The organism is Neobacillus piezotolerans (assembly GCF_003362805.1).
Taxonomy (GTDB): Bacteria; Bacillota; Bacilli; order Bacillales; family Cytobacillaceae; genus Bacillus_D; species Bacillus_D piezotolerans.
Window position 1 is genome coordinate 219,815 of sequence record NZ_QNQT01000006.1, and the last position, 15,692, is coordinate 235,506.

11 protein-coding genes and 1 other annotated feature are annotated in these 15,692 nt (G+C 48.5%); of the genes, 10 read left to right on the forward strand and 1 reads right to left on the reverse strand.

The genetic code is table 11. The features are described 5' to 3' along the window. The first annotated feature begins 9 nt into the window (after positions 1 to 9). The 7 genes from hemC to ysxE all read left to right on the forward strand — a co-directional run bounded on the left by hemC (position 10) and on the right by ysxE (position 8,814). Positions 10 to 948, forward strand: a complete 939-nt coding sequence (gene hemC / locus DRW41_RS14795) for a hydroxymethylbilane synthase (protein WP_115452774.1) — start codon at positions 10 to 12, stop codon at positions 946 to 948. Next, a complete protein-coding gene (locus DRW41_RS14800; RefSeq protein ID WP_115452775.1) occupies positions 945 to 1,739 on the forward strand; it encodes a uroporphyrinogen-III synthase in 795 nt (264 codons plus the stop codon). The genes hemC and DRW41_RS14800 overlap by 4 nt, the downstream gene beginning before the upstream one ends. 50 nt (positions 1,740 to 1,789) lie before the next feature. Continuing rightward, on the forward strand, positions 1,790 to 2,770 hold the full coding sequence (gene hemB / locus DRW41_RS14805; protein WP_115452776.1) for a porphobilinogen synthase: 981 nt from the start codon (positions 1,790 to 1,792) through the stop codon (positions 2,768 to 2,770). A 72-nt stretch (positions 2,771 to 2,842) separates the two neighbouring features. Next, positions 2,843 to 4,129 (forward strand): glutamate-1-semialdehyde 2,1-aminomutase, encoded by a 1,287-nt coding sequence (hemL, locus tag DRW41_RS14810; protein WP_115452777.1) that lies wholly within the window; start codon positions 2,843 to 2,845, stop codon positions 4,127 to 4,129. Between the two features lie 218 nt (positions 4,130 to 4,347). Next, positions 4,348 to 5,748, forward strand: a complete 1,401-nt coding sequence (locus DRW41_RS14815) for a M48 family metallopeptidase (protein ID WP_115452778.1) — start codon at positions 4,348 to 4,350, stop codon at positions 5,746 to 5,748. Positions 5,749 to 5,948: 200 nt separating this feature from the next. Beyond that, positions 5,949 to 7,076 (forward strand): stage VI sporulation protein D, encoded by a 1,128-nt coding sequence (spoVID, locus tag DRW41_RS14820; RefSeq protein ID WP_115452779.1) that lies wholly within the window; start codon positions 5,949 to 5,951, stop codon positions 7,074 to 7,076. Positions 7,077 to 7,782: 706 nt separating this feature from the next. Beyond that, on the forward strand, positions 7,783 to 8,814 hold the full coding sequence (gene ysxE / locus DRW41_RS14825; RefSeq protein ID WP_115452780.1) for a spore coat protein YsxE: 1,032 nt from the start codon (positions 7,783 to 7,785) through the stop codon (positions 8,812 to 8,814). A gap of 17 nt (positions 8,815 to 8,831) precedes the next feature. Here ysxE and DRW41_RS14830 read toward each other — a convergent pair whose 3' ends face one another. After that, positions 8,832 to 9,020 (reverse strand): YszA family small membrane protein, encoded by a 189-nt coding sequence (locus tag DRW41_RS14830; protein WP_115452781.1) that lies wholly within the window; start codon positions 9,018 to 9,020, stop codon positions 8,832 to 8,834. A gap of 157 nt (positions 9,021 to 9,177) precedes the next feature. Then, positions 9,178 to 9,408: a binding site (T-box leader), on the forward strand. Positions 9,409 to 9,535: 127 nt separating this feature from the next. Between DRW41_RS14830 and DRW41_RS14840 the strand changes: the two genes are divergently transcribed. The 3 genes from DRW41_RS14840 (at position 9,536) to DRW41_RS14850 (ending at position 15,624) form a co-directional block, all read left to right on the forward strand. Next, positions 9,536 to 12,178 carry a valine--tRNA ligase gene (locus tag DRW41_RS14840; RefSeq protein WP_115452783.1) on the forward strand — a complete coding sequence of 881 codons (2,643 nt, stop codon included), beginning with the start codon at positions 9,536 to 9,538 and terminating at the stop codon, positions 12,176 to 12,178. A gap of 336 nt (positions 12,179 to 12,514) precedes the next feature. Continuing rightward, positions 12,515 to 13,819: a bifunctional folylpolyglutamate synthase/dihydrofolate synthase gene (locus DRW41_RS14845; protein ID WP_115452784.1), complete on the forward strand. Its 1,305-nt coding sequence runs from the start codon at positions 12,515 to 12,517 to the stop codon at positions 13,817 to 13,819. Between the two features lie 86 nt (positions 13,820 to 13,905). Continuing rightward, positions 13,906 to 15,624, forward strand: coding sequence for a GGDEF domain-containing protein (locus tag DRW41_RS14850; protein WP_245959449.1), 1,719 nt, complete (start codon positions 13,906 to 13,908; stop codon positions 15,622 to 15,624). Positions 15,625 to 15,692 lie beyond the last annotated feature (68 nt).

Consider the following 15,692-nt stretch of genomic DNA (forward strand, 5'->3'; position numbering starts at 1 on the left):
AGGCTTTTTATGAGAAAAATAATAGTAGGTTCCAGACGCAGCAAGTTGGCATTGACACAGACGAATTGGGTCATCGAGCAATTGAAGAAAATCGCCGGCCCTTCCTTTGAATTCGAAGTGAAGGAAATTGTGACTAAAGGGGACCGAATCCTTGATGTAACGCTATCAAAAGTTGGCGGAAAAGGCCTTTTCGTAAAGGAAATCGAACAGGCGATGCTTGATAAGGAAATCGATATGGCTGTGCACAGTATGAAGGACATGCCGGCTGTTTTGCCGGAAGGCCTGACAATCGGCTGCATCCCGTTCCGTGAGGACCACCGTGACGCGCTCATTTCAAAGGGCCATGTTAAGCTCGACGAACTTCCTGCAGGTGCTGTCGTTGGTACAAGCAGCCTGCGCCGCAGCTCACAGCTTTTGCTGAAGCGGCCTGACCTTGAAATTAAGTGGATCCGCGGAAATGTAGATACCCGTCTTGAAAAGCTTAACAATGGCGAATATGATGCCATCATCCTCGCGGCCGCGGGCCTTTCCCGCCTCGGCTGGGCAAAGGAAGTTGTCACTGAATTCATTGATGCGGATGTGTGCATCCCGGCTGTCGGCCAAGGCGCGCTTTCAATCGAATGCCGAGAAGATGACCGTGAATTGCTTGAGATTTTTGAAAAATTCACCTGTAAAAAAACTGCCCTTGCTGTCAGGGCTGAACGTTCCTTCCTTCAAAAAATGGAGGGCGGCTGCCAGGTTCCAATCGCCGGATTCGCGACAACTGAAGAGAATGGCGATATCACGCTGAAAGTGCTTGTCGCTTCCCCGGACGGGCAAGAAGTATACAAGGATACCGTTACCGGCCACGATCCGGAAGCGCTTGGCGAGGAAGCCGCCGGCCTTTTGATAGAACGAGGCGCCAAAAAATTGATTGACCGGGTAAAAGAGGAGCTGGACAGTGAATGAACCGGCCGCTGCCCCTGAGCAATAAAAAAGTGCTTGTACCAAGGGGAGCCAGCCAGGCCAAACCGTTTTCCAGGCTCATTGAAAAGCACGGAGGGATTCCAGTCGAAATCCCTCTTCTTTCCTTTCGGCCGGTTCGGATGGACGAAACCCTGCACCATATGCTCGCCACGGTTGAAGAGTATGACTGGATTGTGTTCACAAGCAATGTGACAGTCGAAACCTTCCTGTCCTTTTACGGGGATAGAAAGCGCCCTCGATTGCCAAAGATTGCGGTGATCGGCGAAAGGACGGGCCTTTTTTTAAAAGAAAGAGGGTTTGAAACGGACTTCATCCCAAGTAAATACGTTGCCGAGGTGTTTGCCGAGGAGTTTATCGCGCATATTAACAAGGGCTGCAGGGTCCTGATCCCGAAAGGAAACCTGGCGAGGGAGCATATCGCGAACATGCTGAGGAAGCATGGGTCCATAGCGGATGAAATCGTTGTCTATGAAACGTACTTGCCGGAAGAAAGCAAACAAAAGTTAAATGAGATGCTGTCCAAAGGGGAGCTTGATATCCTTATGTTCACCAGCCCCTCGACGGTCGACCACTTCATCGAGGCTACCGGCGAGAAAGGGCTTAAGGAGCTGGCGGCCCGCTGCGTTGTGGCGTGCATCGGGCCGGTGACGGAAAAACGGCTGAAGTCCCTCGGGATACCGGTCCATGCGAGCCCCGACCAGTACACAGTAGAGGATATGGTTAACAGCACTCTCGAATATTTGGAAAGCCTCAATAAACAAGATAAAATGTAACAAGAAATAAAAATCTGGCGATTGGCCAGAAATGTCCGGAGGTTAGCAGAATGGAACTTCAATTTTCACGTCACCGCCGCCTGCGCACAAGCGCGAACATGAGGGCTTTGGTAAGGGAAACACATCTTCACGCCGAGGATTTTATTTATCCACTTTTCATCATCGAAGGGGAGAACATCAAGAACGAGGTGCCTTCGATGCCTGGCGTCTACCAGCTTTCGATGGACCTGCTTGGCGAGGAAATCGACGACATCGTGTCGCTTGGCATCAAGTCCGTCATCCTGTTCGGGGTGCCTTCAACGAAGGATGAATGCGGTTCAGGAGCATACCACGACCACGGAATCGTCCAGGTGGCGACACGGTTTATCAAGGAACGCCATCCGGAGATGATCGTTGTCGCGGATACATGCCTTTGCGAGTATACGAGCCACGGCCACTGCGGCGTTGTGGAGGGGGACCGCGTCCTGAATGACCCATCGCTTGAGCTTTTGGTGCAGACGGCTGTCAGCCAGGCGAAAGCAGGAGCGGATATAATCGCTCCTTCCAACATGATGGACGGATTCGTCGCGGCTATCCGCGCCGGCCTGGATGAGGCTGGTTTTCAAGAAGTGCCAATCATGAGCTATGCCGTCAAATATTCATCCGCGTTCTATGGACCGTTCCGCGACGCAGCTGACAGCACGCCGCAATTCGGAGACAGGAAAACGTACCAGATGGACCCCGCGAACAGGATCGAAGCGATGAGGGAAGCGGAATCCGATGTGCTTGAAGGAGCGGACTTCCTGATTGTCAAGCCGGGCCTTCCGTACCTTGATATTGTCCGCGATGTGAAAAACAACTTCAATTTACCGGTTGTCGTTTACAATGTCAGCGGCGAATATGCAATGGTGAAAGGCGCAGCACAAAACGGCTGGATCGATGAAAAAGCGGTCGTCCTTGAAATGCTGACAGGCATGAAGCGCGCCGGTGCCGATTTGATCATCACCTATTTCGCGAAAGACGCCGCCCGCTGGCTGAAAGAACAGAAATAAAGATTGTTTTGAGATTTCCACTGGGTACGTATTCGGTTCACGCCCATCCTAAAATAGAAAGAGGGAAAGCCCATGCGCTCATACGATAAATCAATCGAAGCATTCAAAGAAGCAAAAACTCTCATGCCAGGCGGGGTAAACAGCCCTGTCCGCGCCTTTAAATCAGTCAATATGGATCCGATTTTCATGGCCCGAGGCAAAGGCTCGAAAATTTACGACATCGATGGCAATGAATACATCGACTACGTCCTATCATGGGGCCCGCTAATCCTTGGCCACACGAATGACCGTGTCGTCGAAGCGATTAAAAAGGTTGCCGAACTGGGCACAAGCTACGGCGCGCCTACATTGATGGAAAATGAATTGGCGAAGCTTGTGATCGAGCGTGTCCCATCGATTGAAATCATTCGGATGGTGTCCTCAGGCACCGAGGCGACTATGAGTGCGCTCCGCCTGGCGCGAGGCTATACGGGAAGGAATAAAATCCTTAAGTTTGAAGGCTGCTACCATGGCCATGGCGATTCCCTGCTGATCAAAGCCGGTTCAGGGGTCGCGACACTCGGCCTGCCGGACAGCCCTGGGGTTCCTGAAGGCATTGCCAAAAACACGATTACCGTGCCTTACAATGATATGGATAGTGTCCGCTATGCGTTCAAGGAGTTCGGTGAAGATATCGCCGGCATCATTGTCGAGCCGGTCGCGGGCAACATGGGCGTTGTCCCTCCTGTCCCGGGATTCCTGGAAGGATTGCGTGAAATCACTACCGAATATGGCGCATTGCTGATTTTTGATGAGGTTATGACAGGATTCCGCGTCGATTATAACTGCGCGCAAGGATACTTCGGCGTTACTCCTGACTTGACATGCCTTGGCAAAGTCATCGGCGGCGGCCTGCCTGTTGGAGCATATGGCGGACGCGCGGAAATCATGGAGCAAATCGCGCCAAGCGGACCGATTTACCAGGCAGGCACACTGTCGGGGAACCCGCTAGCGATGACGGCCGGTTACGAAACATTAAGCCAGCTGACTCCAGAAGATTATGTAGAGTTCCGCAGGAAAGCCGATTTGCTTGAAAAAGGCTTGACTGAAGCCGCTGTTAAACACGGCATCCCGCACCGGGTTAACCGCGCCGGTTCGATGATCGGCATCTTCTTCACAAACGAAGAGGTAATTAATTACGAAAGGGCCAAGACATCCAATCTTGAATTCTTCGCACAGTACTATCGCGAAATGGCCGACCAGGGAGTCTTCCTGCCGCCATCCCAATTCGAGGGACTGTTTCTGTCAACCGCCCACACTGATGAAGACATTGAAAAAACAATCAAAGCAGCTGAAACAGCGTTTTCGAAGCTTAAATAATACTGCAGCCCTCGCCGGTTCTTTTTACCGGCGGGGGTTTTTATATTAGTGGGGTGATACCAGGGTGCGTGATAAGTTGAAAGTGTCTTCATACTCCTGACTGAGGGGTATCGGATGTTTTTGTTAACACTTGTTATTTTGGAAAAAAGAAGCAAGTGACACCCACTCAAAAACCTCCTATAATTCTATTATCTGACATAAAGGGGACAAGGAAATCATTGAACCACCAAGAACCAGCACCAAGAGATTTAATTTACCGAAAAGAGAAGGTTTACTTTTGGATTGTTTTGTCTTTCAGCATTCTTTCCTACATCATGTTTGCTGCTTCAATCATCGGGATTGCAATCCTAATCGGCCTGCTGATTTTTTCGTTTTTCCTGCACGGCATCATGATGGGCCATATCCGCACGAATGGAGTAAAGCTGTCTCCTTCCCAGTTCCCGGCCGTATACTCGAAAGTGGAGGAGCTATGCGCCAAAATGGAACTGAAAAAGGTCCCGGATGTGTATGTGATGCAGTCCGGAGGGGCCTTGAACGCGTTTGCTACACGTTTTTTTCGAAAAAATATGATCGTGGTCTACTCTGAAATTTTTGATTTGATTGAAGATGGGTGCGAGGAAGAATTAACTTTTGTCCTTGCCCACGAGCTTGCCCATATTAAAAGAAATCATTTAGGGAAAATGGCGTTCATATATCCTTCCATGTGGATACCGGGGCTTGCAGAGATGTACATGCGCGCCTGCGAATATACGTGCGACCGTTATGCAGCCTATTACAGCGGTAATCCCGGTGCGGCGAAAACAAGCCTTGCGATGCTTGCTATTGGCAAGAAAACATTCTTCCATGTAAATCAGCAAGCATATATGGATCAAATCAATCAGGAAAAAGGGTTCTTCGTTTGGTTGAGCGAAATATTATCTACACATCCACACCTTCCTAAAAGAATTCACGCAATCGAAACTTTCTTTGGCGGAGTGGAATCTTCCGTTGTTTTTCAAAAAAGAAGCTTTCGTCATTTTGGCTTTGCTATAATAATCGTTTTCTTATTTGTCGGATTTGTTGCCTCCATTTGGACAAGCTTGAGTGCTTTTGGTTCTCTTGATCCCTTCCCGGATGCCGAAGAGGATTCATGGAGCGGGGAAGAAACATCGCCGCTCATCCAGGCCGTTATACTGGGAGACATGGCAAAAGCGGAAAAGCTCATAAAAGGTGGAGCGGACCTTGAATTTGAAGATTACAGCAGCTACACGGCAATGGATTGGGCGATTAAATCGGGTAACACTGAAATGGTCAAACTCCTTCTTGATGAAGGGGCGGACCCAAACTATGAAACTGGCTATTCGATGACGCCGCTTATGACTGCGGCCGAAAAAGGCAATCCTGAAATGGTTCGTTTGCTTAAATCGGCTGGGGCCGACGTGAATTACCAGGAGTCCGTCGAAGGCATGACTGCTCTCATGTACGCGGCAATGGGCGACGATGAGGAAACCGTTAACCTTTTGCTGGGGTATGGCGCCGACCCGGAAATCAAGGACTATCAAAGCATGACAGCATATATGCGAGCGCTTGATACAGGGTCTGAAAGTATCGCCATTCTGTTAAAACCGCATACAAAGTAAACGCATGGGCCTCCATGCGTTTTTTTGATACGTTACTGGCAAATGAAGTGAGCAAAGCCCGGTCAATTTATAAGAGGATTCAAAACTATCCATTATTTTATTTAACTTATCCCACTCATCTCCGTTTCCAGCCGAATTTTTATCATAAAGCCTTTCCGCTCTTCATAAAGTGTAAGTGACATGGTGATTTTTTAGAGGAGATGAAAGGAGGAGTCGCTTTGTCCCAGGAGAAGCAATCGTCTTTACGATTTTCTTTGGAGGAATCCTTGTGGTTTCGGAAAGGACAGGAAGTCGATGAATTGGTGTCGATTTCACTGAGCCCGGATATTACGATCCAGGAAAATGACCAGTATGTCAACATCCGCGGCGCGCTGGATTTGTCTGGGGAATATGTTTGCCAGTCAGGCGGCCTTGAGGATTCCGAGGGAGCGCCTGGCCTGAGATATGTCCAGTCAGTCGGGCAACGGGAAGAGGGGATATGCGAATTTGCCCACCGCTTTCCGGTTGACATAACCATTCCAGTAAACCGAATCGCGAGCATTTATGATATCGATGTGATTGTGGACTCTTTTGATTATTCTTTTACAGAAAGAAGCTGCATGAAGTTGACCGCGGACCTGATTATCAGTGGAATTTACGACGGCCAGAGCCCTGAAGTGGAAGAAGAGGCTAGGGATGAGCCGGAGGAAATTGTACTCACCGACCGGGTATTTGAGAGCGTCCAGGATGCCGAGGAAGAGGAAGAAGAAGAAGGGTATGCAGGATACATTGCGGAAATTCCCGAGGAGGAATTGATATTTGAAGCGGAAGCAAGGCGGATTCCAGAGGAAGATCCGGCCGATAACCCGGCCGCTTTTTCAGCATTCCCCTTCCAATCATATTGGAATCAGTTCCATGGAGTCCTTCCGTTCAATCCCGCGCGCAGTGAAGACCTCCAGTCTGATATGAATGCCATGCCAGTTTCGCAACAATGGCAGGAGCAGGAATACGAAGCACAAGAGACCGCAGCGGAACACCATATGGAAGCAGAAGCCGAAAATGCCGCCGAAGAAGCTGAATCTTCGTCCTCTGTCCCGCAAAAGCAGAAAAAGAAGAAGAGCAAGAAAAAGAGCATGTCCCTGACTGAATTTTTCGCCCGGAAGGACGAGGGGGATGAGCAGGCAAGGATGAAAGTTTGCATTGTCCAGAAAGGGGATACATTGGACCGCATTTCCGACAGGTATTCCGTGTCCATCCAGAATCTTCTCCGCTACAACCGGCTTGACCTGAACCAGGATGTATATGAGGGACAGGTATTGTACATCCCTGCCGCCATTGTTAAAAAATAAGCAATCACAAGCAGTTGAGCGGGCGCACACTCGCTCTCTGTTTGTTTTTAAAATGGAGGAAACCCTAGGAAACTCAAATTCTCTGTTTGGATCCAGGCTTCATTTGGACACGAAACCATGAAAATTGACATTCTCTGTCCAAATCCAGGCATTATTTGGACACGAAACTATGAAAACTCACATTCACTGTCCAAATCCAAGCATTATTTGGACACGAAGCCATGAAAACTGGCATTCTCTGTCCAAATCCAGGCATTATTTGGACACGAAACTATGAAAACTCACATTCACTGTCCAAATCCAAGCATTATTTGGACACGAAATTATGAAAACTGGAATTTTCTGTCCAAATCCAGGCATTATTTGGACACGAAACTAAGAAAACTCACATTCACTGTCCAGATCCAAGCATTATTTGGACACGAAGCGATGAAAACTGGCATTCTCTGGCCAAATCCAGGCATTATTTGGACACGAAACTATGAAAATGGACATTCTCTGTCCAAATCCAGGCTTCATTTGGACTTGAAACTATGAAAACTGAATCCAGGCTTCATTCGGATTTGAAACTCCAAAAAGCGAGCTGAATTCCAATGAATGAAATGAACCGCCTAAAGGAATTCGCCGAAATCCTGCAGCCATACAGTATCAATCCNAATCCAGGCTTCATTCGGATTTGAAACTCCAAAAAGCGAGCTGAATTCCAATGAATGAAATGAACCGCCTAAAGGAATTCGCCGAAATCCTGCAGCCATACAGTATCAATCCCTACTATGTGGAGGATTATGGCAAACTAAAAAAGGTGTATAGCAACAAAGGGACGTTTGCCCTGAAATGGATTGATGCCCATGAAGGAATTGATTTTATCCGGCATGTCCATGATTTATACCAGCGCGGCTACAATCGGATTGTACCGATTTATCCAGCGATGGACGGGAGATACGGAATTCTTTCAGGCCAGAAGCTGTATTACCTCATGCCCTGGCTGCCAAATGACATTAAGGAAGGCCTCGACAACCGGAACCTGCAAATGGTCCGTGAGCTGGCCAGGCTTCATACGCTGTCCGCCCGTGAAGTCAAAGTCGGGAAGGATATGAGGCAGGACCATTATGATAAAATGGTGGCCCAATATGATAAAAATCAGGAGTTCCTGGATGGATTTGTCGAGCAATGTGAAAAGAAGGTCTATATGTCACCGGTCGAGCTTCAATTTTGCTTATATTATAATGAGATTTCACAGGCTTTAAGGTTTTCTAAAGAGAAACTTGAAACGTGGAAAGAGGAAAGCAAGGATCTGGAGAAGGCCCGGATGGTCATCACTCATGGAAAATTGTCTCCAGAACACTTCATTTACAATGAAACGGGGCAAGGTTATTTCATCAATTTTGAACAATCCGGATATGGCTCGCCGACCCACGACTTGCTGCCCTTTATGTCGAGGATGCTTGAAACCCAGCCGCGGAGGAGCGAAGAAGCCGTTGAATGGGTAACGCATTACTTCAAATACTTCCCGTTGAAATCGGATGAAAAGCTGCTGTTTTACAGCTATCTTTCCCACCCGCTTCAGATTACAAAAGTGGCGGAAGCCTATTTTTACCGGCGGGGCCCGAGGAACGAATTCAGGTTTTCAAGAAAACTTCTGAAGGAATATTGGCATCTTAAAAATACAGAATATGTGGTCATGAGGCTCACGGAAATAGACCGCATGCAGCAGGCCGCAAAAGAAGGAGCCCAGTGATAAACCACCGGGGCTCCTTAAAAAATTTCCATATAAATAGCGGTAGCAATTAAAATGAGAACGGCCAGTAAAAGCGCATCGAATGTAGTAGGGAAAATGATCACCCTGATTCCCTGGAATATACAAAACGGGATGCAGAACTGCGCGGCTATCGCTCGACATCTCTTCAGCCACGGAGGATACATAAAACGGTTGAATCTTTTCATGGAACATCCCTCCCGGTGCATGGTACACCATTATATGCGGGGAGAGCCCAGATTGTGTTGGCCCATTTTTCCAAAAAGGGGTTAAAACCGAAAAAATTTGGCCATCTTGATTGACGTAACGCCATCTTTTTGGGTAGTATAGAGTATAAATTAATAACAAAAAGCACTGACAGGGAAGAGTACAATGCCCCGTTGCTTTCCAGAGAGGGAAATTTACCAGCTGAAAGGTTTCCCAGGCAGCCCATTGGAATGTCACCCTTGAGCTTCTTCCGCCAAAGGCCGCGTGCCCGGTAGTGGAAGACGGATCGACTCCGTTATTCAATCAAGTGCCGGCATGATTTTGCCGGAAAAAAGGTGGTACCGCGAGCGCACTCCATTCGTCCTTTTATAGGATGAGTGGAGTTTTTTTATTGAAAAGCGGAAGCGAGCAATGCTCGCTGAAGCTAGACAAGGAAAAGCGGAAGCGGCGATAATCGCCATAACCAGTTTTAAGAGCAAATCAAGGAGGAATTATGATGGATCAAAAGGAACTCAGCATGCCGACGAAATATGACCCGCAGTCGATCGAGCAGGGGCGCTATGACTGGTGGGTGAACGGCAAATTTTTCGAAGCGAAGGACGACGAGACTAAGCAGCCGTACACGGTTGTTATCCCGCCGCCGAACGTAACTGGAAAGCTGCACCTTGGCCATGCATGGGATACAACGCTTCAGGACATCATTACCCGGATGAAAAGGATGCAGGGTTTTGACGTTCTTTGGCTGCCGGGGATGGATCACGCAGGTATCGCGACCCAGGCGAAGGTTGAGGAAAAGCTTCGCAATGAGGGGAAAACCCGCTATGACCTTGGCCGCGAAAAATTTGTCGAGGAAACATGGCGATGGAAGGAAGAATACGCCGGCCATATCCGCAACCAGTGGGCGAAGGTGGGTCTCGGCCTTGATTACAGCCGTGAACGCTTCACGCTGGATGAAGGGCTTTCGGACGCGGTTAAAAAGGTCTTCGTCACACTTTATGAAAAAGGTTTGATTTACCGCGGCGAATACATTATCAACTGGGATCCGGCCACAAAGACAGCCTTGTCCGATATTGAGGTTATCCACAAGGATGTCCAGGGCGCGTTTTACCATATGAGGTATCCGTTGGCGGACGGTTCCGGCCACATCGAGATTGCGACAACCCGCCCGGAAACGATGCTTGGCGATACTGCGGTTGCCGTCCATCCGGAAGATGACCGCTACAAGCATCTGATCGGTAAAACGGTGATCCTGCCGATTACTGGCCGCGAGATTCCGATTGTCGGTGACGATTACGTTGATATGGAGTTTGGTTCAGGCGCTGTTAAAATTACGCCTGCGCACGACCCGAACGATTTTGAAATCGGCAACCGCCATAATCTTGAGCGTATCCTCGTCATGAACGAAGACGGCACGATGAACGCGCGAGCCGGCAAGTATAACGGCATGGACCGTTTCGAATGCCGCAAGCAAATCGTCAAGGATTTGCAGGAAGAGGGCGTTCTTTTCAAAATTGAGGACCATCTGCATTCGGTCGGCCATTCCGAGCGGAGCGGCGCGGTTGTTGAACCGTACCTTTCAACTCAATGGTTTGTTAAAATGCAGCCGCTCGCTGATGAGGCAATCGCCCTGCAGGCGAAGGAAAACAAAGTCAACTTTGTTCCGGACCGCTTTGAAACCAACTATTTACGCTGGATGGAAAACACCCGCGACTGGTGTATTTCACGGCAGCTTTGGTGGGGCCACAGGATTCCTGCCTGGTACCACAAGGAAACTGGCGAGGTTTATGTTGGTGAAAATCCACCAGCGGATGAAGAAAACTGGAAGCAGGACAACGATGTTCTCGATACTTGGTTCAGCTCGGCGCTTTGGCCGTTCTCGACGATGGGCTGGCCGAATGAGGATGCCGCGGATTACAAGCGCTACTTCCCGACCGATGTTCTCGTTACCGGCTATGACATTATCGGTTTTTGGGTATCGAGGATGATTTTCCAAAGCCTTGAGTTTACAGGGGAGCGTCCGTTCAAGGATGTCCTGATTCACGGACTCGTTCGTGATGCGGAGGGCCGTAAGATGAGTAAATCGCTTGGCAACGGCGTTGACCCGATGGATGTTATTTCCCAATACGGGGCGGATTCATTAAGGTATTTCCTTTCAACTGGAAGCTCGCCAGGCCAGGATCTTCGCTACAGCACAGAGAAGGTTGAAGCAACCTGGAACTTTGCGAACAAGATTTGGAACGCGTCCCGTTTCGCGTTGATGAACATGAACGGCCTTAAATATGAAGAAATCGATCTAAGCGGCAAAAAGTCGACCGCGGATAAATGGATATTGACTAGGCTTAATGAAACAATTGAAACAGTGACCCGACTGTCAGAGCGTTATGAATTCGGTGAAGTCGGCCGCGCGCTTTACAATTTCATTTGGGATGATTTCTGTGACTGGTATATCGAGATGGCGAAGCTTCCGTTGTACGGCGAAGACGAAGCCGCCAAAAAGACGACCCGTTCCATTTTGGCATACGTTCTAGACAATACGATGAGGCTGATGCACCCATTCATGCCATTCATCACTGAAGAAATCTGGCAGCATTTGCCGCATGAAGGCGAATCGATTACAACCGCCGCATGGCCACAGGCAGATGTCTCGCTGACGGATGAACAAGCGGCCGCTGAAATGAAGCTGCTCGTTGAAATGATCCGTTCGGTACGGAATATCCGCGCTGAAGTGAACACGCCGTTGAGCAAAAAAATCAAGATGCTTGTTAAGGCGAAGGATGAAACAATCCTTGCCATGGTTGAAAAGAACCGAGCGTACATCGAGCGCTTCTGCAATCCGGAAGAACTCCAGATGGGAACGGACATCGCCACTCCTGATAAGGCGATGACAGCCGTCATCACTGGCGTTGAAATCATCCTTCCGCTTGAAGGGCTCATCAACATCGATGAGGAAATCGCCCGTCTTGAAAAAGAAAAGGCGCGCCTCGATAAGGAAGTTGAAAGGGTCCAGAAAAAGCTTGGCAACGAAGGCTTTGTTAAAAAAGCACCTGCCAGCGTCATTGAAGAAGAACGTGCCAAGGAGAAGGATTACTCCGAAAAGCGTTCAATCGTCGAAGCCCGGATCAAGGAATTGAAAGGGTAAACGTTGTTTGGATAAGTCAGCTGGAGGCGAATCTCAAATGGGATTCGTCTTCCGGCTGTTAGCATGAGGAATTTTTGCGTGTTGGCGCGATTAAGATTTGATGATTGGACTTGATGGACACTCTAAAGGCCGTTTCGGCCAAGAACCTTTGTTGAATCGGCCTTAATCTTGGTTCTAAAGTTATTCCGGATTAGAATCCGTGACGAAACGGTCTTAATAAAACGATCATCAGCCGAACCGCACTTTGACTATAAAAACAAGATAAACACATACTGGTTACGGCGCCCAGCACTCAGCATTGACGGGCGCCTCCCTTTTCCATTGGAGGCAGGATAGATGTTTCAAACTTATGATGAAGCGCTTACTTGGATACACGCAAGGTTGAGGCTTGGCATCAAGCCTGGCTTGAAAAGGATGGAGTGGATGATGGAGCGGCTCGGGAATCCCGAGCGGAAAGTAAAAACCATACATATCGGCGGCACGAACGGAAAGGGGTCGACTGTTACATTTTTGCGGTCAATCCTTGAAGCCGCGGGCTATTCTGTCGGCACGTTCACTTCACCTTATATTGAAAGCTTCAATGAACGGATCAGCGTAAACGGCACGCCTGTAAACGATGACGAAATCCTTGAATTGGCCAACAGGATTAAGCCGCTCGCGGACGAATTGGATCATTCCAATCTTGGTGGCCCGACTGAATTCGAGGTCATTACCGCAATGTCGTTTGTTTATTTCGCAGAGATGAAGACGGTTGACTTCGCCGTTTACGAGGTGGGGCTTGGAGGCCGTTTTGACTCGACGAATATTCTGACGCCGCTTGTTTCTATCATTACCAATGTTGGACTTGACCATATCGCCATCCTTGGCGATACATACTCGGAAATTGCTTTTGAAAAAGCCGGAATTATCAAGGAGGGCATTCCCGTCATCACAGGCACACAGCAACCCGAAGCACTCGAGGTGATTACCCGGCAGGCAGCCGAAAAGCATTCCCCAATCTACAAGCTGGGAGAGGAAATACTAGTCACTGGCCATGAGAAAATTAGCAGGGGAGAAAGATTTTCGGTTTCCACCCCATTTGGTGAATTTCCGAATCTTGAAGTTTCGATGATAGGCATTCACCAGACTGCCAACGCTTCTTTGGCTGTGGCGGCCGCACAGCATTTGAATGAATACGGCTGGATAAAAGCGGGGGAATCTGAAATTAGGAAGGGCCTGAAAGAAGCATTCTGGCCGGGGCGGCTGGAATTCGTTTCGGAAAATCCGGTTGTCATCCTTGATGGGGCGCACAATACCGAAGGAATCGAATCGTTGGCAAGAGAGCTATCTTCCCGTTTTACTGGTAAAAAGGTCCACATCGTTTTTGCGGCCCTCAAGGATAAGCCTCTCGATAGCATGATTTACCGCCTTGAGGAGGTTTCCGACAGGATGACATTCGTATCCTTTGATTTTCCGCGGGCGGCAAGCGCGGATGATCTTTTTGCGTTAAGCATAGGTTTGAAAAGCAGCAAAGAAGATGATTGGAGGAGCCTCCTGGCTAAAGAAATTAAAGGAATGCCAGAAGGGTGGATTCTAGTTGTCACAGGATCCCTTTACTTTATATCGGAGGCCAGACGTTATATTTTGGAAAAAATTTTATAAAAACTCTTCCTAAGTGTGACAAGCTTGTTTTTATTTGGTAAAATATATTTAAATATTGTGACTATTTTACTAGAGGAGGGAAAGCGTTGACTGTATCTCCGGCCAAGAAAAAATGGATATTGTTATGTTGGCTGCTGCTTGTCCCTCCCGGCCTTGTGATTACATATAATGTATTTCCTCCCCCAGCCGGCCTTAATGCGATAGATGTGTTTGGCTTCCTTGTTCTTTCCGCTGTTGTCGCGTCCATGCCGATGGTAATTAACGGCATTCCCATCTTCATGATTCAATGGGTGTCTGTCGCTGTTTTCCTTAGATATGGCGTTTTCATAGAAATGATTACAGTTCAGCTGTCAATCCTGATTCTGCTGCTGAAGCTGCGGATTCCGAGGGAGGGAATGTTCAGGCTTCCTTTGAATTCAGCGATGTTTTTCATCGTTTCGTTCCTGAGTGGGGCGTTTTATTATTACCTAGGCGGCACCATCGTTCCGGACTTTAAGGAAGGGATGGGGCCGTTCTGGCTAGGACTTGCCTATGCAGCCGTTTATTACGTCCTTAATCAGCTGATTTTGATACTGAATCAAAGGGTCATCTACCGGAGCACAGAGCCCTTTTTCGGAAAGGATTTCGTCTGGGAAACCGTTACAACAGTCATTACCCTCCCGCTTGGATTCGTTTTGTACATGCTCCATCGGGACCTTGGCATTATGGCGCTGCTATTCATTGGGGGGCCTTTTGCAAGCATATCCCTTATCCTGAAAATGTATGACTCGACTCAGCATGTGAACGAGTATCTTCAAAAAGCGGCCGAAATAGGCCATCAGCTTGCCGAACGGGTCAATGTAAATGAGGTTACGGATCTGTTTTTGCAAAAATTGACTGAAATGCTTCCCATCGATTACGCATATGTCCTTGAAATCCAGGATAACGATGACATTAATTTGGCTCGGCGGGTCGAAGATGGGATGGTAATGCCAAATACCCATATGGGACTCAGAAAAAATCAAGGCATCAGCGGGACCGTTTGGGGGACCGGGAAACCTGTCCTATTCGGGTCGAGAATCGAGTGGCGGCATATCGTGAGCGCGAATATACCTGTCGACGCCGAGAGCATCCTGGGCATCCCAATGACGAAAAACGGGAAGATTGTCGGAGTAGTCGTCCTTGCATCAAGAAGGAAGCGGGCATATGAAAAATCTCAGCTGATGATTGTGGACATTTTATGTTCCCATTATGCAATCGCCATCGAAAATGCCCGCCATTATGAACAGACAAAGGAAGAGAGCGAACGCTGCTCCCTGACAAAATTGCATAATTACCGTTATTTCGAGAAAGTCCTGTACAGGGAATTCGAAATGCTCGAAAAGAACCTCCGCGAAAGGCTTGCGCTGATTATATTGGATATCGACCACTTTAAGGCAGTCAATGATACGTATGGCCACCAAAGCGGAAATGAAGTGTTGAAAGAACTTGCTTCAAGAATTGAGAACATAGTAGGCGATTCCGGCTCGGTTGCCCGGTATGGCGGGGAGGAGTTTGTCATCCTACTGCCTGAAGTGACGAGCCGTGAAGCATACAACCTCGCAGAACTGATCAGGGAATCAATCGCTAACTGGCCGTTCATCCTCTCCCAGCATCTTGAGGGAAACAGCCACAGTCTGTCGATTAAAATTACAGCATCCTTCGGCATCGCGACGGCCCCGGAAGATGCGGATGACCCGCTGGCCCTCATCCGCCACGCTGACCGCGCCCTGTATGTTGGCGCGAAAAGGGCGGGCAGGAACAGAGTCGCCGCGTATGTGAAATAAAAAGTCCAACAAAAAAGCTGGTTTGGTCTTGCCCCTGTCAAGTAGACAACTAAAAAAAGCTATGCAGC